The sequence below is a fragment of the Cyclobacterium sp. 10D3-21 genome, assembly GCF_055809755.1.
In genome coordinates this window covers 5,766,508-5,790,205 of sequence record NZ_CM147924.1, presented here as the reverse complement: position 1 = coordinate 5,790,205, position 23,698 = coordinate 5,766,508, and the positions used below count along the sequence as shown (strand labels likewise).

The window sequence follows — 23,698 nt, the reverse complement described above, 5'->3', positions numbered from 1 at the left end:
CTTTATAAAAATGGAATTCAATTTTCAACAATTCAAGAAAAAAATAGTCAATTTACCAGATAGAATGCATTTGATCAGTTCAAATCAGGAAAAACAGCAGTATTGCAGCTACGGATTTGATCGCTAGAGGTATGGTCTATTCTGAATGGTATTTGATTAGAATTTCATCAAGCATTTCTTTCGTCAAGGGTTTTGATTTGAAGTCGGATAAAATATTTTGAGTTTTGGCCAATGCTTTGTAATCAGGGTTTACTGAGGTGGTAAGCATGATGACAACCATTTTGCTATGCAATTCTTTATCCAGTTTTTTATATTCATCAAGAAATCCCCAACCATTCATGCCAGGCATGTTGATATCTAAAAATATTATATCAGGGAGGGCCTCTTTATGATTTGCCTTTTCATTTAAATAAACAAGGGCTTCCTCCCCTGATTCCATGGAGACAACGATATCAGCAGCATTATTCATGTTAATCACTCTTTCGTGAAAGAAGTTATCGTGCTCGTTGTCGTCAATAAGCATTATGCAGTTTACTTTATTATTCATAACCTGTATTTTTGAATTGTAAATTTAAATGTGCTCCCTTTTCCTAATTCCGATTCAACGTATAATTTACCGCCATGCATTTCAACAATTTTTTTACAATTGGCGAGGCCTATTCCATACCCTTCGTATTCTTTGTTTTTATTAAGTCTTTGAAAAATATGAAAAATACGATCAAAATATTTTTGATCAATGCCAATCCCATTGTCTGAGACATAAAACTCATGGAAGTCCCCGGAATCTGTATACCCGATTTCTATTTGTGGATTAACATCCTTTTTCCTGAATTTAATGGCATTATTTATAAGGTTTTGAAATAATTGTCTTAATTCAATTTCATAAGCATTTATTTTTGGTAAAGACTCACTGTTGACAGTTGCTTTTGACTGATTAATAAGACTATTCAAATCAGTAATTACATTTGCTACTACTAATTCACAATCCACTAAAGTTAGTTTCCGGCCGCTACCTAATCTAGAAAAGTCAAGAAGAGCCCTTACCAAAGTACTCATGCGTAAAGTTGAATTGCTAATGATTTTTAAATACTTTTTTCCATTGTCGTTTAATTGTAAGCAAACGCCCATCCCCCTATCAATAGTTAGGTTGGGGTCGTTTGGTTAATTTTCCACCTGTGGGGCAACAGGTCGGAGAATCTGCCTTCATAGTTCATGTCGTTTAGTTTCCTCAGCACGTCGAGCAGCCAGTCACGTGGATTGACTCCATGCTTTTTGCAGGTGGCGAACAGGGAGTAGATCATGGCGGCGTTCTGGGCGGTGGCGTGGGTGCCAGCGAACAGGTAGTTTTTCCGGCCCAGGGCGATCGGCCTGATGGCGTTTTCTATCAGGTTGTTATCGATCTGCAGCTGTCCGTGGGCGGTGTACAGTTTCATGCTGTCCATGAGTGGGAGTGCGTATGCGATTGCCTTTCCTATTGGGGAGGAAGGGAGCACCTTGGGGTACTCGGCGAGCATCCAGTCGTGGAGCTCCCGCAGTACGGGCTGGGATTCGGCCACCCGCTTCTCGACGACGAGGTTTTCTGACAGGGGCGGTTCGGCTTCCCTGATCTGTTTTTCCACCGCGTACAGTTTGGCGATATGCGTCACCGCCCAGGTGGCCCTTTCCCTGTCGTAACCGGCGGCTTCGTCGAATTTGCGGCGGATATGGGCCATACAATAGTAATGTTTTATGGCCTTGTTGTTGCCAAACAGGCTCTGGTACACCTCATAGCCGTCTGTTTGGACCACTCCGGTATAGTTGGCCAGCATTTCCGCCGGGCCGGATTTGTTCCTGCTGGTCCGGTAGTCAAAGATTACCAGCCCATCCGCGGGTGCATGGTATGCCCAGATGTACCCCCGGTGGGTGGAACCCTTTTTCGATCCGTTTTCAAGCACCTGCATCCGGGTTTCGTCCGCCTGCAGGTAAAGGTTAGCGAGCGTTTCCCGTTTGAGTGCCTTGTAGAGGGGGGTGAGTGCCCTGCAGGCCGCGTTGGTGTTGTCGATGAGCGTGGAGGCGGGGATTTCGAGCCCTATCCGCAGGAACATCTGCCGCTGCCTGTAGAGGGGAAGGTGGTCGACGAACTTGGAGGTGAGCAGATGGGCCAGCACGGATTCGTCAAAGAGTCCCCTGTTGACGGTCCTGGAAGGGATGGGGGCGATCAGCACGCCCTTTTTGTCGGTTTGGGAGGGGTCGGTGAGAGCCCATTTCCTGCGGATGATCCTGCGGACCTTAAAACTGGCGGGCACCATCACCAACACCTCCTTGGTCTCCTCCCCGATAACTTTGTAGCCTTCAAGGTCTTGGTTGGGGTCTATGATCTCGATCTCCCGCTCCAGACTTTCGGGAAACACCATGCGGGGACGGCGTGCGGCTGCCTTCACGCGCTTGCGGCCCTGTATGTCCTGCTCGCGGTTGTTCTGCTCTGCCTCGGTGGCGGTAAGCTCCTCGGAGGCCCGCAGGTCGGCATCCCCGGCGCCCAGCGGGAAGATGCCCAGCTGCCCGGTTACCCGGTTGTCTGATTGACCCGAGGCGAACTTCCTGTACCGGAGTTCGGCCGCTTCCATGAGTGCGAGCTTGAGTTTGAGTTCCGTTTCCAGGAGCATGCGCGTGCTTTCGGCCAGCTGTTTTTGGCTTTCAAGGTAGAGCGTTTTGTAGTCCGTTACGGCTGTGTTCATAGTATAAAAATAAATACAAAAAATGACTTTTTGGCATATTAAGGGCATTTTTTTACAATCTTTTTCGCTTTTTTTTCAAGCGGAAACACTCCTTTCATACCGTCTTCTGAGCTGTACGGAAGCCAGCTTCACGCCCTGAAGAACCAGGCTCAGCTCCCGGGAGGATATTAACAGTTTCCCGTTTTTGGGACGCTCGAAAGTACCCGCCTCCAGGCGCTTGATGAACATGGCGTACCCGTCCCTGTCCCACTGGAGCAGACGCAGCTGGTTGCCGCGCTTGCCGATGAAGATGAACACGTCACCCGAAAGGGGATCAAGGCCCAGGTTGTTTTGTACAAGGCCGGCAAGGGAGTAAATTCCGCAGCGCATGTCAACGGGCTGCTGGTATAGAAAATAGCGCGCCGACGAGGAAAGGAACAGCATACCCTGTTTACGACATCAGTGTCCTGAGCCATGCGGCGTCCGGCAGGCGGTGAAAGGAAAGGCTGGCACCGTTGGGGAAGTTCAAGACCACAACAGGATCCGGTCCGGGGCCGTTGACGCGCAACTCAGTAAAACCCGTATCCGCATTTCCTTCCTGCCCAAACTTTTTGGACCAGTATCGGAACGTGGCGTACTTGACTGAGGCTTGCTTGCAGAACAGACCGACGGATATACCGCTGGCCTTCCAGTCTTCATATAGGGAATGATAATAATCCCTGGGGGAAATAGTTGTTTCTTGTTTCATGAGGGCAAAGGTCTGGAACTGCTACCAAAAAAAACAGATGGGGGTGGGCGTTCGCTTACGTTTAATTGATCGGAAAAATCTTCTTCCAGTACTTGAATAAAATTAGAGATGGTTCTTAGAGGTTCTTGAAGATCATGTGAAGTTATGTAATTAAAGTGTTCAAGATCTTTGTTTTTGGCATTAATTTCATCAAGAGCCTTGTTCAATAATTTTACTTGTGGATAATAAATATACCTTACCTCAAGCAAAATGACAATTAATGAAAATGATGCAAGTGATATTTCTAAAATGATTAAATTGGTGATTTTTTTCTTGGAGTTATCAGAAAGCTTAAACACAAGGTTATCCATTTCAGTTAGGAAGCTATCTTGATTTTGAAGTATTTCTGTAATGTTAATTTGTTGATTTTTTCGACACGCTATTATTTTTTCCTCTATGTAATCAATTTTTGAAGATAATGATGCCTGCCATTTATCAGCATCCTTAAAACTGTTTTTAATGGAAATAGGCCAATTTATTTTATCTGCCCCGGAAATAATTTCTTCATGTGCAGATTTCCATTCTTTAAAAGAGCTTTCCAAAGCAAGTAAATTTGATCTATTGCTGTTATATTCATGAAATTCAAGTGCAATTTTCTGCGATAACATTCTTTGTCTACCTGCCAAGTTGATTAGGGAGGCATCATTTTTCCGCATATTTAAAGCATATTGAATAACCAGTTGATTTCCAATAATCAAACAGGCTGATAAAATGACGCCATAAATAAACTTTTTATTCATAGACCAAAATAAAATGTTTGTCGTAGAAAAATGTTGTTCAAAGTCAAGATCATCAGTTTGTATGTAACGTTAAGTGTAAGAATAGTAGACTATTTCTTGATACTTTACTGTCAATTTACAGAAAAAATGCAGCGGGATGCTATCCTTAAATCTATCTAATTTGCCGGTTTTTTAAGTGGCATATGCGGGTATAGATTTGTGTTTGCCTCAAATAGTCAATATAGGGTAAATAATTGACCGTTCCTAAAGATGAAAAGACTGTAACGAGTTTTATGGGTATTCTCTAAGCGATAGATTCGCTGATAATTATTAGGGAAAGTTGAGAGCAAATGCCAAACATAAGGCAAAGCATTTTCTGTTTTCATTAAGCTGTTTTATAGTGAAGTATACAGTAAAAAAACAATTCAGAAGTGCCTTTATCGTTGAGGACGGGGAGAATTATAAAACCTACTTGTAGATTTTATTGTATTTTCTGCTGCATGAGTAGTTACTATGGGTATCCACTTCCCCCTTTTTATGGCAGACTGATTTACGGTAATAGTTCGTTTTTCATTCACTGCTTCATCCATTTTATTCTCTGGATTCCCCACATTCATATTTCCCTGTACAACTAATCTAAATTTTCTTGGATGATATGTGAGATCCGCCGATAAAGCAGTGTTGTTTTACTTAAGGTCTGGAATATTTTGGGGGTTGCATAAAAAAACAACGTCGGCTTCGGTTTATTATATCTCTATATTCAAAATTGCACGATTTATGCTTTGTAAACTGTAACAAAATGCTTTAGCAGCGATTCGTATTTCCCTTCTTATTAATGGAGATTTCTCTATTTCCGGAAATATTCTTTGCAAATGCAAACCTTTATTAATTAATATAATAGCAGTTTATTTATCCTCGACAAGTTTAAATAAGTTTTTTACCTGGAGAAGGCTTGTATTTCGTCTATTGCTCCGGCATTAAATGCTCGGTCCACGAGATCATAATCCAATCTCCTATTAAAAAACAAGCAACAATAATTGCGTTGAATAAGCGTCCCGTTAAATAAATAATATTCCAGACGTAAGACCCCCATTTCATTTTCAACTAAACTTAAAGCAAAGTCTACATATCGGGTCATTGCCAAACTGGATTCTTCAGTTAAATGACTTATTATATAGTCTACATCTTTAGCATTTCCATGTTCTGCCCTTGCAACTAATTCTCCCAATTTTCCACTAAACTTGTTTTTTGTCATTTTATTTTACGTTTTAATAGGGCCATTAGGGTTTTCGATTGGCACTGGGAATTGGCATTTTGCTTTTGAGAATTGAATACATTGCGCCAAAGGCGAGCTACCCGAAGCTAGGCAAAGCACCATCTGTTTTATTTTCAGTGAAGCTATTTGGTTTTGAGATAAAAATCTGGTTTTATGTGGTTTAGTATATATAAATCTTTGTATTCCTCTGGCGTCTATTCTTTTTTCTGTTCTTTACCGGTATTACAAATTTTAGTCCGGACCAAATCTCATCAATAGCACAAACTTTTATATCCACGAGGCCAGCTTCCAATCCAATTTCTCTTACTATATTCCCATTAAGTGTTGTTTCCACTTTGGATGTTTTTTTTGGCCAGGAAACCCATATAATTCCATTTTGTTCGATTTCCTGATTCAACTGGTTGATAGCCTTAGTGAGTTCTGCTATAGTTTTGACAAAAACATGTATGAAATCCTTTTTTGTATTATAATCCGATAGGATATGGGTTTCTGAAGGGAAATCTGTAAACAGTTCAAAATAATAGTCCGGACCATTCACAATTTTTATTTTAAACCCTTCTTTAATTCCAAGCTTTGTTGCAAGTGGAGTACCTGAATAACCTGATGTTTTCATAGTATTATGTATTCATATTAGCTTGTGTACAGGCATTGTCTATATCCAAGATAAACTACAGGGATGCGTAAAAATTGGACTTGTTACCGCCACTGTGGGCTTGTTTTCCTTATTAAATTAAGCATTTCAGAGAAGAATTCAATGGGAGTGAGGGCCTTTTTATTAAAAACCTGTAAGGTATTGGCTCAATAATGAGCACATAAGATTGGAATGTCCCATTTTAGGGGGATTTGGAAATATTGGCTATATGGGACAAACCCGAAGTACAAGCAGGTAAAAGCATGCCCTAATACAGAGGGTTATCATCTTTTTAAAATAATAAAAGTAATGAAATAGCTAATTCAGAATTTTTTCTGGTACCGTACCGTAAACCTGCCATTTTTTGCCATGACGGCAGGGACAACATCATCTATTTATTATTGGATAATTGCGTCTATATAGACTATTCCATTTAAGGGTTCGATTCAAGTAGCTGCTTAAAATGGTAGCTTTTAGTCAGGTATTTGGATTTTTGCCACAATTATTTTTAACAAGTTTATTCAACTTCTTTATTCATGTAATTTGATTAATCCTGAGTGAGTTGCATTGCTTTTTTCTCAGAAACATTGTCTCTCCATTCAACTTGTATGCTTCCATCAAAATAACTTATGGTGAGCCTATTGCTATCTCCATCCCAGATGAATGTGTCATTGAAGATTTTTTGGGTGGGAGGACCAAATTTTTTACTAAAAAAAATGATGAAGTCTTTGAACCCACTTTCCATATTGGGTAGGTCACGTTTGTTAAATGTCCATCTACATTTATATAACAGACCGGATAAATAAATCAACCTCACGTCATGAGCTTCTACTCCATTAATAATTCTCAAGGGATGGCCTTGATAAATTCCTTCCTGAATTCCTGCTGCTAAATTTCTTTCGAGACTCTCCGCCAGAAATGGGTTGTTTTGATAGACTGTTTCTTTTCCAGTTATTAGTTGAAGTTGACTTTGAAGGCTTTCAAGTGTAGAACCAAGTTCTAGCCCATTAATACTTTTTACCTTGTCTATTGATTCTTGAGCAAAAAGCACAGGACTAAAAAGCATTAAAAAATGACAAAGTATTATTTTTGAAAAATGCATATAGAAAATATTTATGGTTTTAGCTTTGTTTAAAAATCTAACTTTATTTTATCAGATCAATTTACTTTAACTCGGATTGTTGAATTGGGTTTCGTGAACTTTTCTCCGCCTGTCTTGACTTTTTTTCAGTGGAAGTGTACTCATCCTCCAACAGTTTGTCTATTGCATATTTCGGGTTCAAAATGTTCATTTTTTTTCTGAGCTGAAGCCCCATTTCTCTTAGGTATTTCAGCTTTCATTTTTGCATGTTTATATTATTCTCGGTTGGGATTCTGTAGCTGAATAAATGCTTAATTATTGCCCAAGTTTCGGTTATAAAAACTGTTGAAAAAGTTCCTTTTGTTTCGCATTGTTAAATTAAGCATTCTGAAGATAGAATCAATAGCATCGCAATAATTTTTATGTGAATACTTAGGTGTAAAGCTATAAATCTAACTTGGAATTGGTTGCAAAAAGTCTAGAAGCCAAAAAAAGAGTTATTTATACTATTGTAGCATTTAACCATATTAAATATAGATTTAGTCGATTATAAGCATTTAAATAAATGGATAAATTTGATTAGCTTTACAAACTAATGATTGAATGTAACTATGGAAATAGAGGAGCCCGAAATGAAAAAATGCTTGCAGTGTGCCAAACCAATTGCGGGAAGATTGGACAAAAAGTATTGTAATGACTATTGTCGCAATACCTATAACAACAAGACCAAACGCTCAGAGGATAAGCAAATCCAACAGGTAAATAGTATTATCAGAAAAAACCGAAGAATATTGAAAACACTGTGTCCTGTAAGCAAGGCGACGGTAAGAAAAGAAGTGCTTGATGCCATGGGTTATAATTATCGATTTTTGTCTGGAGTATACAGATCACCGGCACCTTCGAACCTTGTATATTTCATCTGTCACGACTATGCCTTTAGTCCTATTAATGAAGATGGTGAAGACATGGCGTTAATCGTGAAAAAAGAAGATCACTTTGATGAATTTCTTAAGAATCCATGGTTGGCCTAACGTGCCATTTTCGGGTTCATTTGTGAAGTGATTTTGAATCTACATTAAGTCGAATTGTATATAGAACCAAAGGACTAAGTATCACTTTTTCAACAAGTATTTTTGGTTTGTATTCTTAATTTCCTTTAGGCAATAGACAATCTATTACCTGCCGAATTCATTTCAAATTCGGTCAATCGCCAGGCTTTTCGTTTCAAGAATTCAATACACTCTTAAGGGAAATGATTTGTGAAAAGCTAAGGTGAAATTATTTACAAACTAAACTCAGCACCCTTGAAAACTTAATTGTTTGCAGCACTCCTGTTTGTTAAAAAGTTAAGGTTAAAACCCTAAAGGGCCATTCCATCTAATTCAATATAATTATTCCTAAGCCTAGATTTGCCCATGTTCAAATCTGGGTTGAATCTTTAATTAGTTTAAATTGTAGTTGTGTTTGGGGTATTTAAGCGATTAGTTTTTGAAAAGCCTGCTTCCATTTTGAAGGTATATCTTTAATTCATTTAATTCAATTTTGTTAATTCACCCACTTATTGAGCAATAGAATAGGATTGGGCATTTAATTATAATTTTTTGATAAATAAACTTCATTAAACCTTTACTATAGGCAATTTATTTACTGTATATTTTTGATAATTAACATTTTTTTGTATAATTCTCAATTATAAGTTATTATTTGTATGTGAATTTAAAATTCCTGATATTATACCAGTTTAATGAGGGATTTCAAGAATATTCATTGATGCCTTAATGGGGTTAAGTATAGCGATTAAGGTTTCTTTTTGAAACCTGTGCGGTTTAGTACATTAATTCAAGCCAACTATTTATTATTCTAGATCTATTCAGAATCTGCCTTAGCAATTCAATGGCAATATTTAATGTTATCATCCCAATCAAATTTTAAATGATCAATTCAAAAAAAAAATATGAATGTTTTTCTCGAATTGCTAAGGGAAATAAAGAAGCGTTTGATGATTTTTTTGATCATTACTACCCCAAACTAATTAAGTTCGCTCAAAATTATGTGTCTTCTACAGAACAAGCGGAGGATATAGTCTCCGATGTAATTACCAATATGTTGGTTCATCGGCAGAGGGTTTTCGCTCTTGAACATTTTGAATCTTATCTTTATTTATCAGTTAAAAACAAAGCCCTTAATTATATTAATAAACAAAATCGAAGCGACCTTTATTTTCAAGAAGTAAAAGCTTTCCAGCCAATAGGAAATTCAATTTCAGATCCTCATGAATTGCTTGTGGAGAAGGAATTGCGTATTCGGATACTTAAAGCAATTAAGAATTTCCCTCCAAAACGAAAAATGGTTTATTTTCTAATAAAAGAAGAGAAAAAAAGCTATAAGGAAGTAGCCCAAATCATGAGGATTTCTGAACGTACCGTTGAGGTTCATTTGAAACTTGCCATGAAGAATCTAAGAAAAGAGGTTGAACAATATTTATACTGGAAAGAAGTGAAAATGGTGGTAAAGAATTTTGTGATAATCTTAATTTCGACCTTATTTACGTACGAACGATACATATAGAATTTAGCCGCTCGATAAAATCCATCCAAATCAAAATGTATTTTTTGATACCGTTCACATTACCTTGAAAAATTAAACTAAGGTTTTACACATGGTTTTTATTTTTCGTCATTTCTTTTTTTTTAAGAATAATCCTGTCCAAATCCTATATTTTTAATACCGTTTCCAAGACCAGGTAAAAGCAATATTAGGCAGCTAACCTGTATTGATGTTTTTTTTTGAAATTCTTTTCAAATAGGCCACAATACCACTATATAATTGCTTCCTATTCTTTCACTTATCTTGCCATAACCCTTGATTAAAGTCTTTTGCCTTTCTAGAGTTTCCGATTTTCGCAAGGTTATAAATTAAAGAATTAACAGCATAAAAATATTTTTCACCATTTCAGTTACGGGTTTTCCTCTGGCTGTTGGTTATATAATCATAAAGAACAATACATGAGCCAGAATACCGACATAGATCTTCTAATTAGCTTGTACCTGAGTGGTAGGGCTTCAGACAGTGAAAAAGAGGAATTGGAGAAATGGTTAAACATTTCTTCTGCTAACAGAGAAACGTTTGGACGTCTTAAAGATATATGGGAGATGCCCTTATCAGAGGAATACAGCGGTAATTTGAAAGAGGCAAGAGATAGAATATGGGCAGCAGGTAAAGAGAAAAGAGAAACTAAAGTAACCCAACTTAATCGGTCGAAAGTGTTTGTTTATTGCGCAAAAATTGCTGCAGTTCTTTTAATGTTTCTGCTGGTTTCCTGGCTAATTACTCAAATAATTCCAGGGGATAATTCTAGTCCTGAAACTATTTCTTGGAAAGTTTTGGTAAATCCTGCCGGACAAAGATCAAGTCATCTCCTTCCAGATGGCACCAAGGTATGGCTGAATGCTGAAAGTGAACTGAAGTATGAGGATAATTTTTCTGGTAACACTCGATTGGTTCAATTAAAAGGTGAAGCCTTTTTTAAAGTGGCCAGGAACAAACATAAACCTTTCATTGTGGAAACCGGTGAAATCAAAACTGTGGTGTTGGGGACTTCTTTTAATATTAAAGGATACCCAGAGGATGAAGAGTTGATTATTTCCTTGTTAGAAGGAAAGGTTAGCATTCAAAATAAGCAGGAGAATCAATCTATCTATTTGTCTCCTGGACAGGAAGTAATTGCTTCAAATATCAATCCTACTTTTTTAAAGCAACCATTTGACTACGATAAATCATTTGGCTGGAAAGAAGGCATTCTAATTTTCGACGGTGCCTCTTTCAACAGTTTCAAAAATTCAATAGAAAAGTGGTATGGTGTGACTGTAACGGTAGAAGGAAAAGCACCAGATGACTGGAAAATTAGAGCCAGGTATCAGCGTGAGGATCTAAAGAATATTTTACAGGATATCAGTTTTAACAAGAATATCAATTTTAATATTCAAAATAAACAAGTTTTAATAAAATTTAAATAATACAAGTATATAATTTAATTAGCCAACTATTTAATATCCATTAAAAAATATTTTAAAGAGTATAACTCTTGAAGAGGATGTGGACTTGTAAAAAGTAATACCGTAGTTTAATTATATTTAATCTTCAACCACAACACCATGAAAAATTTATATTATAATGTATTCCGATTAATAAGGTATTTAAATGTTGTGTTTTTGTTTCAGTTGTTAATAGTTAATCCTTCCTACTCGAATGAGGTAGAAGAAGCTAAGAGCATTCATGAAGTGATCATTAAGACAGGTTATAAAAACACTTCTCTTATTGAAGTATTTGCAGACATAGAATCCAAAACGGACTTTTTCTTTACTTTTGATAATAAAGATTCCTTCTTAAAAATGTATTTTAGTAAGCAGGAAGGGAGAAATTCCGTGGCAGCTATTTTAAAAGAAATATCGCTTACTTCTAAATTGGCATTTCAACAAACCAATAATAATATAAGTGTAAGGAAGCAATCAATATTTGATAGGGATGAAAGCCCTTTAATCATTGTAGAAGATGCAGTAAGTGTCTCAGGAACAGTCACCTCCTCATTTGATAATTTAGGGATTCCAGGAGTAAGCATCATGGAAAAGGGAACATCATCTGGCACCATAACCGATGTTGATGGCAAATACAATATTACGGTTACCAATGACCAAAGCATTTTAGTTTTTTCTTCAATTGGATACATAGACCAGGAAGTATCAATCAATAATAGAACAGTAATTGATATTGTCATGGAGGAAGACCTGAAAAAACTAGATGAATTTGTTGTTATAGGCTACGGTGTTCAGAAGAAAGTCAATGTAATTGGGTCAGTAGCAACCATAAATAGTAAAGAACTGACCTCCTCTCCGGTTCCAAATATTTCGAACGCACTTGCAGGACGCCTCCCTGGATTGTTGGTTCAGCAAAGGAGTGGAGAGCCTGGATTAAATGGTTCAAACTTATTGGTTAGAGGTAATGCAACGCTTGGTAACAATTCTCCATTAGTGGTTATCGATGGGATTCAGGGAAGAGATTTGAATTCCTTGAATCCCAATGATGTAGAAAGCATAACCGTCTTAAAAGATGCATCGGCGGCTATTTACGGAGCTAGAGCTGCCAATGGTGTTATACTGGTAACAACAAAAAAGGGCACAGCTGCATCAGCTCCTTTGTTTAATTACAGGTTTTATGAAGGAATTCAATCTCCAACTAATCTTCCTGAAATGGCCAATTCATGGGAATATGCCGAAATGATTAGAGAGGTCGAGTTGTATAGGGGTAATGACGAGAATAACATGACCTTCACTCAAGACGATATAGAGAAATATAGGGGTGGGATGTTGCCATGGACTCACCCAAATACAAAATGGTATGATGAAGCATTGGCAAATAATAGCAGGATTGGAAGCCATGCTTTTTCAGTAAATGGTGGCAGTTCAGATATCAATTATTATGTCTCTTTTGGGTCCATGAATGAGGAAGGGATTTATAAAAATTCCGGGACTTCTTTTAATAGAATTAATTTAAAAGGCAGGATAGATATTAAGGTAAATAAATTTTTTGATGTAGGGGTAGACATCAATGGCGCAAAAGGGGATCGAGAAAGTTCGGTAAAATCCTCTGGTAATATATTCACCTCAATAGTGAGAAACTATCCTTATAGACATGCGGTTTTTCCTGGAACAGACAAACCGGGACCAGATATAGAATATGGGGACCAGCCAATAGTAACCCCATCCTTAGCGCCTGGGTTTAATAATGATGTTACTTATAGGAGTAATAATTTATTGTTTGGTACCCTAAGGATACCTGGAATAGATAATTTAGTCGTAGACGCTTCTTACTCATTCGATAAATATCTTCTAAAACGGAAAATTTTCGAAACGCCGTATACTTTGTACGATTTTGATAAAGCTTCATATGAAGCTGCGGGAAATACAGGCGTTGAGAATGGCGAGGATTTTCTTATACCCTATAGGGCTGGGACCATTTCAGAGCCTATGTTGACGGATTATTATGACGACACAGAGAACTCATCTTTAAACCTCAAGATTTCTTATGCAGATACATTCGGTGAAAATCATAATATTAGTGGCTTTGTAGCTTATGAAAATGCGACCTATGAAGGGCAGGGAATTAATGCCTTCCGAAGATTTTTTAATTCTGATCAACTCCCTTACTTGTTTGCAGGAGGAGATCCAGAAAAGGATAATGGAGGTTGGGTGGACATTGATGCCAGGGTCAATTTTATTTCCAGGGTCAATTATGATTTTAAGGATCGGTTTTTACTTCAATTGGGGTTTAGAAGAGATGGATCATTGAGATTTTCAAAAGAGAGTGGTCGTTGGGGGAATTTCCCTAGCGTACTAGCAGGATGGAGGGTTTCAGAACATTCCTGGTGGAAAGACAACTTGCCATCTATAAACGAATTTAAGCTTAAAGCATCCTGGGCTAAAATGGGAAATGATATGGTTGAGCCTTTTCAATATTTATCAAGCTATAATTTTGGAAATGGGATACTTTTGGGTTCAAACCCAGTTTACTCTCAAGCATTGTATCAAAGTGGGGCTCCTAACCCAAATATTACCTGGGAAGTTGCCAAAATGTATAATTTTGGGTTAGAATCTTACCTATTAAATTATGCATTGAGTTTAGAGCTTGATTTTTTTTACGAGCAAAGAAGTAATATTCTAATAAGAAGAAATGCCTCGGTGCCAAATTTCACGGGATTAAATCTTCCGGATGAGAATTTTGGTATCGTAAATAACAAAGGGGTGGAAATGATGCTTGGGTACAAAGGAGGTACTTCCAGCTTGTCCTATAACTTCAATGCGGGATTTGCTTTCACAAGAAACAGGGTGGTTGAATTTGACGAACCAGTACAGAATGTACCCTGGCAAATCAGAACTGGTATGCCACAAGGATCCCATTTATTGTATAAATCCGAAGGGGTTTTTCGGGATGAAGCCCATGTAGAGTCCTTGCCGAGTGTACCAGGGGCGAGACCTGGTGATATTATAATTAGAGATGTAGACAATGACGGAGACATTGATCCTAATGATAGAATATTACTTCCATTTACAGAGGATCCAGAAATATCATTTAGCCTTAATAGCAGTGTCTCCTACAAAAATATTGCCCTTACCTTTTTATTTCAGGGAGTAGAGAATGCTGTTAGGAATGTATATACAGATACCAGGCAGGGTACAGCAGGCAATTATTTTAGGTACGATGTAATTGATAGGTGGAATCCAGATAATATTGACGCTTCAAAGCCACGGGCATTTGATAAGGTTGAAGAATATTGGCGAGCATCCTATTTAACAGATTATGGATTCCATAAGCTGGGCTATGCAAGGTTGAAGAACGTTCAGGTAGCCTATACAATTCCAGAAAAAGTAACAAAATTATTAAGTCTAGAACAGGCACAAGTTTTTATTTCAGGGCAAAATCTATTCTTGGTTTATAACAAGAATAAAATTTTTGACCCAGAGGTAAGTAATACCCAAACCTATCCACTGATGAGAACATTTTCAATAGGTGGAAATCTAACTTTCTAATAAAAAAATTAAACTTTAATAAATAAGCTATGAGAAGTCTTCTTTTATTATTGCTGATAATCATGAGTTCATGTGATAATGTCTTAGAACAAGAGCCGAAGGATCGGTATTCTGAAACCATCGTCTGGAATGATTTAAACCTATCAGATAATTTCTTGAAAGGTTGTTATCATAATTTAAATCTTCAAAATGGTTGGAATAGCCTAATTAATTTAGATGCTGTTTCTGATGATATTTATTTCATCCACATCTTCGGAACGGACATATATCTTGAAGGGAATTTGACATCTGCGAGTCAAGGGCCATTTGCGAATGAATTCCTCAACCATATTAATTGGGGATTGTATAAAAATATTCATTCTCTAAATTCCTTTTTGAAGAATATAGATAACCTACTAGTTCACAACAGTGAAACTGAAGGTTTAGCAGAAAGAATAGAATTGATGAAAGGGGAGGCCATTTTTCTAAGGGCATTATGTTATGCTAAACTTGCGCTAACCTATGGCGGATTACCCTTACTCACCGAGCCCTTACAACTAGGAGACGATTACTCGGAGATTGGAAGATCGTCATTTGAAGAAACCATCGATTTTATCTCCTCCGAATGCGATTTGGCTGCTCAAAAACTTTTGGGTAAAAATGAAACGGAATCAGGAAGAGCAACAAAAGGAGCTGCATTGGCATTAAAGTCAAGGGTGCTTTTATTTGCGGCAAGTGATTTAGTAGCGGATGGTTCAGTTGACAATGAATTGGTGGGTTTTATTAACCCTGATAGAACGGCACGTTGGAAATCAGCAAAAGATGCGGCAAAAGCTGTCATAGACTTAGGCATTTATTCTCTGGAAAATTTTGGTGAGCCAAATCAGGTTGCAGATAATTATTATGCTTTTTTTAAGCAAAGAGGTCTGGATAATCCAGAAGTAATTTGGGGAAAGCTATTCAGTCAGGGGGTAGGTGATGAACGATTAACCAACCTGCACAATGGCTCCAATGGGAATAGCAATTGGGGTTCCAATAACCCAACCCAAGATCTTGTCAATGCTTATCGGATGGAGGATGGTTCTGATTTTTTTGAGCATTTTAAAGTCGATGACAATGGCTATTATATAAACATTTCGAATAAATACGAAAGCGAAAACCCTTACGATAATCGTGAACCACGGTTTTATGCTTCCATTTTATTTGATGGAGCCAAATGGCAAACTCGTTTTTCTAATCTTCAGGATAGAGACCCAATAGGTATATATGACAGGCGCACGAGGATTACTGTCGAAAACAATATTGAAGTACAAGTGATTCCGGGGATTGATACAAGGCAAGGACCAGTGACCCCGGAAGATGGAGGGTATACAGGATACCTAATGAAAAAGCACCTGGATGACGAGATAATTGGAAGAGATGAGAAAAACCACAATGCCTGGGTAGAATTTCGATATGCAGAGGTAATCTTAAATTATGCCGAGGCACTTATCGCTTTAGGTGAAATAGAAGAGGCTTCTTTTTACATAAACCAGATTAGGAATAGGTCCGGCCTCCCAGATTTTAATGAAGACATTACGGATGCATTGAGAAAAGAAAGGCGAATAGAGCTCGTCTTCGAAAACCTAAGGTGGTACGATATACGAAGATGGAAATTGCTGACCACAAATTTAAAAAATGCAAAAGGAATGGTAATTACCGAAAGAACAATAAAAGAGGACGGAACGGTAAATACCAATTGGAAGGAAATAGATGTGCAGACGAGAGCTGTAAATGATAAAAAGTTTTATTGGATACCTATTTCTTTCGATGAAATAAGCCGTGCTCCCCAATTGGAACAAAATCCAGGATACTGACCTAAAAATAATTTAAATTAATCTTAATATGCGCCTTAAAATTCTTTCATGCCCCATCAATATAAATAAGTGTTATCCATTTTCATTGCTTATTTCGGCTATTATTATGGCCTTATTTTCAAGCTGTAATACTCCAGGCAATACCAATGAGAATGAAGCTGGTCCCAATGTAGATCCCAGCGATCTGCGGATATTGCCTACTGAGCCAGAAGCTTCCTTATCGACTTTTAAAATTAAAGAAGGTTTCAAAATTGAACAAGTTGCTGCTGAACCACTGGTAGTGGATCCAATGGCAATGTATTTTGATGAATTTGGGAAGCTATTTGTTGTTGAAATGCGCTATTACCCGGAAATTGATACTTTGGGTAAAAAACTTGGTAGCATCCGTTTATTAGAGGATAGCACAGGTGACGGTATTTTTGACAAGAGTACCGTTTTCGCCGATGAGCTTCGATGGCCAACAGCGGTAATCTGTTATGATGGAGGCATATTCGTAGCTGATACTCCAAATCTTCTTTATTTAAAAGACACCACTGGAGATGGAGTGGCAGATATTAATAAAGTAGTGATTAGTGGTTTTGGAACAGAAGGCCATCCTGCTTTCTTTGTTCAGCAGATGCCCAATAGTTTTACCTGGGGTCTTGATAATCGAATTCATGGAGTTACCTCCGGCAATGGCGGGCATGTTGACAGTTCTGAGGAAGAGGAGGGAGGTTTAAGTCTCAAAGGACATGACTTTTCATTTGACCCTGCTACCCTCCAGGTGTCAAAAGAATCAGGAGGGTTACAGCATGGGATGAGTTTCGATGATATGGGGAGAAAATATGTTACGAGACAAAGCAGTCATATCGAGCAGATCATGTATGATGACAATTACGTCAATAGGAATCCAGCGTATATAATGCCTGGAGCCCACCTTAATATAGCTGATGATGGTGGTGCTGCAGAAGTATTTAGAATTAGTAAGGAAGACCCATGGAGGGAGTTACGTACCAGGTGGACGGTCGAAGGTTTACTTGTAAGGGATGAAAACATGAATCTTCAATGGCAAAAGCCTGGAGGAGAGCGCTCAGTTTGGCAAGGAGGTGTAGGCTATGATGGAGGTAGCTACATCACATCATCCAGTGGAATTACTGTTTATAAAGGGAATGCCTGGCCAGAAGCATATCGAGGAAGTACCTTTATTGGCGAACCAAACGGAAATTTGGTGCACCGAGATTCTCTTTATCTCAATCCTTCAGGAGTAGGGATGCGTGCTACAAGAGCATTCGATGAACAAGGGTTTGATTTCTTGGCCTCTAGTGACAACTGGTTTCGACCGGTTCAATTTTCCAATTCTCCTGATGGCAACCTTTATATTGCAGACATGTATCGGGAAGTAATTGATTTACCTTCCGGAATACCTTCAGCAATTCAGCAACACCTGGACTTAAAAAGTGGAAACGATAGGGGACGAATTTATAGAATTGTGCCAGTAGGTTTCGAACAACCTGAGCGTACCAACTTAGGGAGTTTATCTATAAGTGAATTGGTGAACATGCTTGAACATCCCAATGGCTGGCACAACGAAACAGCAGCAAGATTACTTTATCAGCGGCAGGATAAATCAGCAGTCCCAATGCTCGAAAAATTATTGGAATCCTCCAATTCACCGGTGGGCAGAATTCATGCTTTGTATGCTCTGGAAGGACTCAAGTCTTTGACGGTAACACATGTTTTAAGAGCTCTCAATGATTCAAATGCAGGTGTGCGCAAACATGCGGTGCTTTTGTCTGAGAATTTTTATAAGGGTGGAATTGAAGACAAGTTTAAAAATCAGCTCACAGAGAAGTTGCTTCAGCTTTCTACAGATACTGATATAGAAGTGCGGTACCAGTTGGCATTTACTTTGGGAGAAATTAAACATCCAGGCAAAGTAAATGCCTTGAAAACTATTTTAAACCAGAATATTGAGGATAAGTGGATCCATGCAGCGGTTTTGAGTTCATTAGCAAATGGAGGTGAAGAAATGTTCAAAGCCATTGCATCAGGCAAAGATTTCAAAAAATCATCTGGTCGAAATGAATTTATTGAAAAATTAGCCATGATGATAGGTACACAGAATGAACCCCTGGTAGTGGATAATATTATCAAGTACATAGCTGGCCTCCCTGATGAATCGGCTGTTTTTGAATTTATTATTGCATTGAGCAATGGTATTCAACGAGCAGGAAGTGATCTTAATTTTGAAGACAACCCTAATTTAAATGCCATTTTCAAGAGAGCTAAAGTAGTAGCCTATGAAGGGGAACAAGATGCTGAACGCATTCAGGCGATTCATGTAATTGGTCAGGCGGAAAAAGAGCAGGCTGTACAATTGCTCCTTCCACTCCTGGATCCAAGTTTACCAACAAATATAAACCTGGCCGTTATTGAATCTCTTAATACTTTCAAGGGAGCAGAGGTCGCTGAAAGGATGTTGCAAAAGTGGAGCTTCTATACCCCAAATGTAAGACGACAGGTAATCGCTTTTATGCTTAGCCGGCCAGAGCGTATAGAATTATTATTGACAGAAATAGAGAATAAAAAGGTTGCCAGCACGGAATTAGCCTCCACACAAATTAGGTTTTTACAATCTCACAGTGATGAGAATATAAGAGAGAAAGCCATTAAGGTGATAGAAAGTGTGGACAAAAAGAGGCAAGAAGTGATTAACTCCTATGTTTCAGCACTTGATAAAGAAGGGGATAGGGACAATGGATTAAATATTTATCGGGCTAAATGTTCTTCATGTCACCGCATTGGTGAGGATGGTTTTGCTATTGGACCGGACCTTTCAACCTTAGGAAGTAGAAAAGCCAAACTATTAGTCGATATAATTGATCCAAACCGGGATGTTTCACCCGATCACCTATTGCATACCATTGTAACCAATGATGGTGAAAGCATGGTAGGGATAGTAACCGCAGAAACAGCAAGCAGTATTACACTACAAGGAAGCTTTGGTGACGAAATCGAGCTCTTACGGTCAAATATTGAAAAAATTGAAAGTTCGGAGGAGTCATTGATGCCTAATGGGTTGGAGTCTGGACTGACTATTCAAGAAATGGCAGATCTTATCACATTTATAAGTAAAGCGGGACAATAAATACTTTGTTAATAGGAGAAAATATAACTTTCAAATTTTCTCCTATTAATTTAAGTTTCTAAAAGAAAGCCTTAAAACAGTTGATTTTACACATTTAACCCTGTTTTCAGGGCTTGAGGTTATGCTGGAGATTCCCGAGGCTTTCTCATCTCTTAGCCCTTTATAAGCCTGCCGAATATGGTTTTTATTATACGAGGTTGAATTGAGGCAATAGAAATAGAAGCTTTAATCAGGATCATGCAATAGCGTTCGTAGAGCCTGTCTCTAATCCATCAATTAATAGAAGGTCTATTGCCTATTTCGGGTTTATATTTCTATGAGATCAATTGTCACGGATTAGAGAAGAATAAACCCAGTGTTTTAAAGGTATAGTGGCCTTTTTTACGCAACAATACTGACGAAATCTCTCAAGTTAGCTATCTAACATCATTTTTTGCCGGGGTCTTAGCATCCGGGTTAATCTCCATTATGTAAATTTTTTTGGGATCACACCAATTACTTAGAAGAGCTAAGGCAAAATTTGCAACCCTTCCTTTAAAAGCGGACCATTTACCAAACCTTCTTGATTTTAGAATACTATGGATTGTAATAACCATGTCTTGTGGTAGTAATTATTTTTTGTTTATAAAAAATAAGTAAAAAATTTTAAAAAGCCATTACGGGTTTCACTTGACTTGTAGGTTATATAGTAGCAGAGCATAATTCGCTATTTGGATAAATCAATGTCCTTTTCTTTAGCAGCTAATAATCTGCCATTACAACCTTAAAATGAAAACCATTTAACCATAACCACAAAGGCATGAAAAAATCATTTTACAAATTCCTTAAACTAGGCAATTATTCTTGTATTGGAATTTTTAGCCTATTTCTACTGGCTGGAAACACTCTGGCAAATGATGTTTCTTCGAAAGAAAAGAGAAACATAGGTACCCCAGACCCTGGGGTTTTATATACAGCCCTTTCAAAGTCTAAAAATGAAAAAATTGCCATTGAAATTTCTGGAAGGGTGATTTCAGCAACGGAAAACAATGGAATACCTGGAGTAAGTGTTTTAATTAAAGGGACATCAATAGGAGTAGTGACCAATATAGACGGTTCTTTCAGTTTAAGTGTGCCGAATAATGATGACATACTTGTTTTCTCTTCTATAGGTTACATTACCCAAGAGGTGGCAGTAGCTGGTAAGAGTGTGATTCAGGTTATAATGATAGAGGATGTGCAGAAATTAAATGAAGTGGTAGTAATTGGATATGGAGAACAAAAGAAAACTTCCGTCACAGCCGCTGTTTCCACACTGGATGGTGAAAAGATAGCTACTGTTCCCATCGCTAATATGAGTAATGCATTGGGTGGCCGAATTCCTGGATTAATAGTAAGACAGACAAGTGGTGAACCAGGAAGGGATGCCAATAATATTTATATAAGGGGAGTGTCATCAACTGGTAATACGCAACCGCTTTTAGTGGTAGATGGAGTGCCTAGAGGGTTTCAGAACCTTGATCCGAATACAGTAGAAAGTATAACCGTATTGAAGGATGCAGCCGCAGTTGCTCCTTACGGGGTTGCAGGGGCCAATGGGGTTATTCTAGTAACTACCAAGAGAGGTAAAACAGGAGTGCCAACCATTACCTATAATGGTTATATAGGTTTTCAGAATCCAACGGTTTTACCAGAACTACCCAATGCATTTCAATATGCTACTTTAAAGAATGCCGCAAGTGTTAATGTTGGGGGGCAGCCTTTATACGATGCCTATGATCTTGAAAAGTTTAAAGATGGTTCAGATCCTGATGGACACCCTAGCCACAATGTTTATGATGAGTTGTTCGAAAGAAACACACCACTTACCAGTCATAATATTGAGGTAAGTGGAGGAGCAGAGCGCGTTAGATATTACGCAAGCGTTGGCTATCAACACCAGGCTGGAATATGGGAACCTACTTATCAAAATAGGTTTAATTATACCATGAATATCGATGCTGATGTTTCCAAAACAACAAAGGTTTCGTTTAGTATAAATGGAAGGGAGCAGAAAAATAGTTCACCACCTATATCCACTGGAAGGTTATTTGAACTGGTGCATTATGCTTCACCTATTAGACCTCTCTTGTTCTCAAATGGAGAGAGCGGAGAATATGTATGGAATAATGTACATGGTAGTGGTACCTCTGTAACAAATATTTCCCAATTGTACACCCAACTTTCGATTGAACAGGACCTGTCATTTATACCGGGACTGAAAGCAAGAGGAATGATTGCTTTTGACCCTACTTATAGCCGCAATAAAGCATTCCGTACGCCTTCTCATCTTTGGTCTGTAGATACCACTCAAACACCGTATGTATTTATAGGTGGGATTTTCGAACAAACAAAACCTTCCTTAAACCAAAGCATGGATTATGCTAAACAGCTTACCTATCAGGCGAGTCTCTCTTATGATAAGATGTTTGGAAAAAGCAGTTTTGGAGGTTTGGTTTTGTTTGAAGCCAAAAGCAATGATTACTTAAACTTTGGCGCTACCAGGAGAAATTATAATCTGGGTGTGGCTGAATTAAGTATGGGTAGTTCTAGTCTGGCTGACATCACAAACTTCGGCACATCTTCCAGTGCCAGGCAAATGGGAGTTGTCTACCGTGCAACTTATAATTATGGTGAAAAATACTTGTTTGAGGCCACGGGTAGGTACGACGGCAGCTATTATTTCGCGCCAGAAACCAGGTTTGGGTTTTTTCCAGCTTTTTCTGTGGGATGGAGATTATCAGAAGAAAAATTTATGGCAGACTTGAATTGGGTTGATAACCTGAAAATTAGAGGATCCTATGGGGAAGTAGGTTCTCTGGCAGGGGCTCCTTTCCAATACTTAAGTTTATACAATGTATCCGGTCCAGTGGCGGTTTTAGACGGGGGAGCTGTTCAGGGGGCAACTGAAGGAATAGAATCCAACCCTTTTATAACCTGGGAACGTGCAAAGAAAACAAATGTAGGTTTGGAAGTGATTTTATGGAAAGGATTATTGCAAATAGAAGCAGACTATTTTTATGAAAAGAGATCCAATATGTTGACAAACCCTACTGTAGTAGTTCCGGTCGAATATGGGGTAGGGCTTAGCCAGGTAAATGCAGGCGTGATGGACAACAGAGGTTTAGACTTCCTGGTTAATTCTGATTATGCTGTTTCTAACGATTTCCAAGTGTCACTTGGAGGGAACTTTACTTTTGCCAAAAACAGGTTATTGGAAGTGTTTGAAACCTCTACAACTTATGACAATCCTAATAGAAGAAGGACGGGAAGGCCATTGGGGACGAGATTTGGATATGAATCATTGGGGTATTTTCAAGTAGAAGATTTTGATGAAAGTGGCAACTTGATTGACGGAATTGCTACCCAGCCTTGGGGACAGGTATTCCCAGGCGATGTCCGGTACAATGACCTTAATGAAGATGGAAAGATTGACAATGATGACATTACAGCAATAGGTGTTGCCGATGTTCCACAGATTATTTATGGGATATTTTCAAATATTTCTTATAAGAGATTTTCATTAGATGTGTTGTTTCAGGGAAGTAACAATACAAACATATATGGACCATCAGGCTATTGGCACCCTTTTAATAATGGGCGTGGTGCTTATATGAGTAACATGGACTACTGGACCCCTGAAAATAGGAATGCTTCCCATACCCGTATCACACCTTCACCAACTTCAAATAACAATCAGGCCTCTTCTTACCTGATGTTTGATTCCCGTTACTTGAGATTGAAGAATGTGAATTTAGCTTATAATATACCAGAAGTATTGAGTAAGAAAGTGGGCATTCAAAATGCAAGAGTTTTCCTTTCTGGACAGAACCTGCTAACATTTACGCCCATCATAAATTATGACCCTGAAATAATTAATTCTCAAGGATTAGATTATCCGCAGCAAAGAGTGATCTCCGCTGGAATTAACCTAACCATTTATTAATC

At 38.2% G+C, this 23,698-nt stretch carries 17 protein-coding genes; 7 read left to right on the top strand and 10 right to left on the bottom strand.

Annotation, left to right across the window (positions count from 1 at the left end; translation table 11 throughout):
- Window positions 1-136: 136 nt before the first annotated feature.
- From AC0L7T_RS22365 to AC0L7T_RS22320, 10 genes are all read right to left on the bottom strand, one after another.
- Window positions 137-547: a response regulator gene (locus tag AC0L7T_RS22365; protein WP_473338546.1), complete on the bottom strand. Its 411-nt coding sequence runs from the start codon at window positions 545-547 to the stop codon at window positions 137-139.
- Window positions 544-1,128: a sensor histidine kinase gene (locus AC0L7T_RS22360; RefSeq protein ID WP_473338544.1), complete on the bottom strand. Its 585-nt coding sequence runs from the start codon at window positions 1,126-1,128 to the stop codon at window positions 544-546. Before AC0L7T_RS22360 ends, AC0L7T_RS22365 begins: the two co-directional genes overlap by 4 nt.
- A gap of 14 nt (window positions 1,129-1,142) precedes the next feature.
- Window positions 1,143-2,714 (bottom strand): IS66 family transposase, encoded by a 1,572-nt coding sequence (gene tnpC / locus AC0L7T_RS22355; protein ID WP_473337324.1) that lies wholly within the window; start codon window positions 2,712-2,714, stop codon window positions 1,143-1,145.
- Window positions 2,715-2,789: 75 nt separating this feature from the next.
- Window positions 2,790-3,137 (bottom strand): IS66 family insertion sequence element accessory protein TnpB, encoded by a 348-nt coding sequence (tnpB, locus tag AC0L7T_RS22350; protein WP_473337326.1) that lies wholly within the window; start codon window positions 3,135-3,137, stop codon window positions 2,790-2,792.
- A 7-nt stretch (window positions 3,138-3,144) separates the two neighbouring features.
- Entirely contained in the window at window positions 3,145-3,441 is a 297-nt protein-coding gene (gene tnpA / locus AC0L7T_RS22345; RefSeq protein WP_473337328.1) for an IS66 family insertion sequence element accessory protein TnpA, read from the bottom strand.
- The gene (locus AC0L7T_RS22340) at window positions 3,438-4,220 is read right to left on the bottom strand and encodes a type IV pili methyl-accepting chemotaxis transducer N-terminal domain-containing protein (RefSeq protein ID WP_473338543.1); all 783 of its coding nucleotides are present in this window, start codon (window positions 4,218-4,220) and stop codon (window positions 3,438-3,440) included. The genes tnpA and AC0L7T_RS22340 overlap by 4 nt, the downstream gene beginning before the upstream one ends.
- A 916-nt stretch (window positions 4,221-5,136) precedes the next feature.
- Window positions 5,137-5,454 (bottom strand): hypothetical protein, encoded by a 318-nt coding sequence (locus tag AC0L7T_RS22335; RefSeq protein ID WP_473338541.1) that lies wholly within the window; start codon window positions 5,452-5,454, stop codon window positions 5,137-5,139.
- A 181-nt stretch (window positions 5,455-5,635) separates the two neighbouring features.
- Window positions 5,636-6,088 carry a DUF3052 domain-containing protein gene (locus AC0L7T_RS22330; RefSeq protein ID WP_473338540.1) on the bottom strand — a complete coding sequence of 151 codons (453 nt, stop codon included), beginning with the start codon at window positions 6,086-6,088 and terminating at the stop codon, window positions 5,636-5,638.
- A 565-nt stretch (window positions 6,089-6,653) separates the two neighbouring features.
- Entirely contained in the window at window positions 6,654-7,208 is a 555-nt protein-coding gene (locus AC0L7T_RS22325; protein ID WP_473338539.1) for a hypothetical protein, read from the bottom strand.
- Window positions 7,209-7,269: 61 nt separating this feature from the next.
- Window positions 7,270-7,398, bottom strand: a complete 129-nt coding sequence (locus AC0L7T_RS22320) for a hypothetical protein (protein WP_473338538.1) — start codon at window positions 7,396-7,398, stop codon at window positions 7,270-7,272.
- Between the two features lie 400 nt (window positions 7,399-7,798).
- Between AC0L7T_RS22320 and AC0L7T_RS22315 the strand changes: the two genes are divergently transcribed.
- The 7 genes from AC0L7T_RS22315 to AC0L7T_RS22285 all read left to right on the top strand — a co-directional run bounded on the left by AC0L7T_RS22315 (window position 7,799) and on the right by AC0L7T_RS22285 (window position 23,696).
- Entirely contained in the window at window positions 7,799-8,218 is a 420-nt protein-coding gene (locus AC0L7T_RS22315; protein WP_473338537.1) for a hypothetical protein, read from the top strand.
- Between the two features lie 901 nt (window positions 8,219-9,119).
- Window positions 9,120-9,755, top strand: a complete 636-nt coding sequence (locus AC0L7T_RS22310; protein ID WP_473338536.1) for an RNA polymerase sigma-70 factor — start codon at window positions 9,120-9,122, stop codon at window positions 9,753-9,755.
- A 437-nt stretch (window positions 9,756-10,192) separates the two neighbouring features.
- A complete protein-coding gene (locus tag AC0L7T_RS22305; RefSeq protein ID WP_473338535.1) occupies window positions 10,193-11,203 on the top strand; it encodes a FecR family protein in 1,011 nt (336 codons plus the stop codon).
- Between the two features lie 138 nt (window positions 11,204-11,341).
- Window positions 11,342-14,770 (top strand): SusC/RagA family TonB-linked outer membrane protein, encoded by a 3,429-nt coding sequence (locus AC0L7T_RS22300; RefSeq protein ID WP_473338534.1) that lies wholly within the window; start codon window positions 11,342-11,344, stop codon window positions 14,768-14,770.
- A 29-nt stretch (window positions 14,771-14,799) separates the two neighbouring features.
- A complete protein-coding gene (locus AC0L7T_RS22295; RefSeq protein WP_473338532.1) occupies window positions 14,800-16,605 on the top strand; it encodes a RagB/SusD family nutrient uptake outer membrane protein in 1,806 nt (601 codons plus the stop codon).
- A 28-nt stretch (window positions 16,606-16,633) separates the two neighbouring features.
- On the top strand, window positions 16,634-19,732 hold the full coding sequence (locus AC0L7T_RS22290; RefSeq protein ID WP_473338531.1) for a PVC-type heme-binding CxxCH protein: 3,099 nt from the start codon (window positions 16,634-16,636) through the stop codon (window positions 19,730-19,732).
- A 799-nt stretch (window positions 19,733-20,531) separates the two neighbouring features.
- A complete protein-coding gene (locus AC0L7T_RS22285) occupies window positions 20,532-23,696 on the top strand; it encodes a SusC/RagA family TonB-linked outer membrane protein (RefSeq protein WP_473338530.1) in 3,165 nt (1,054 codons plus the stop codon).
- The last annotated feature ends 2 nt before the right edge of the window (window positions 23,697-23,698 follow it).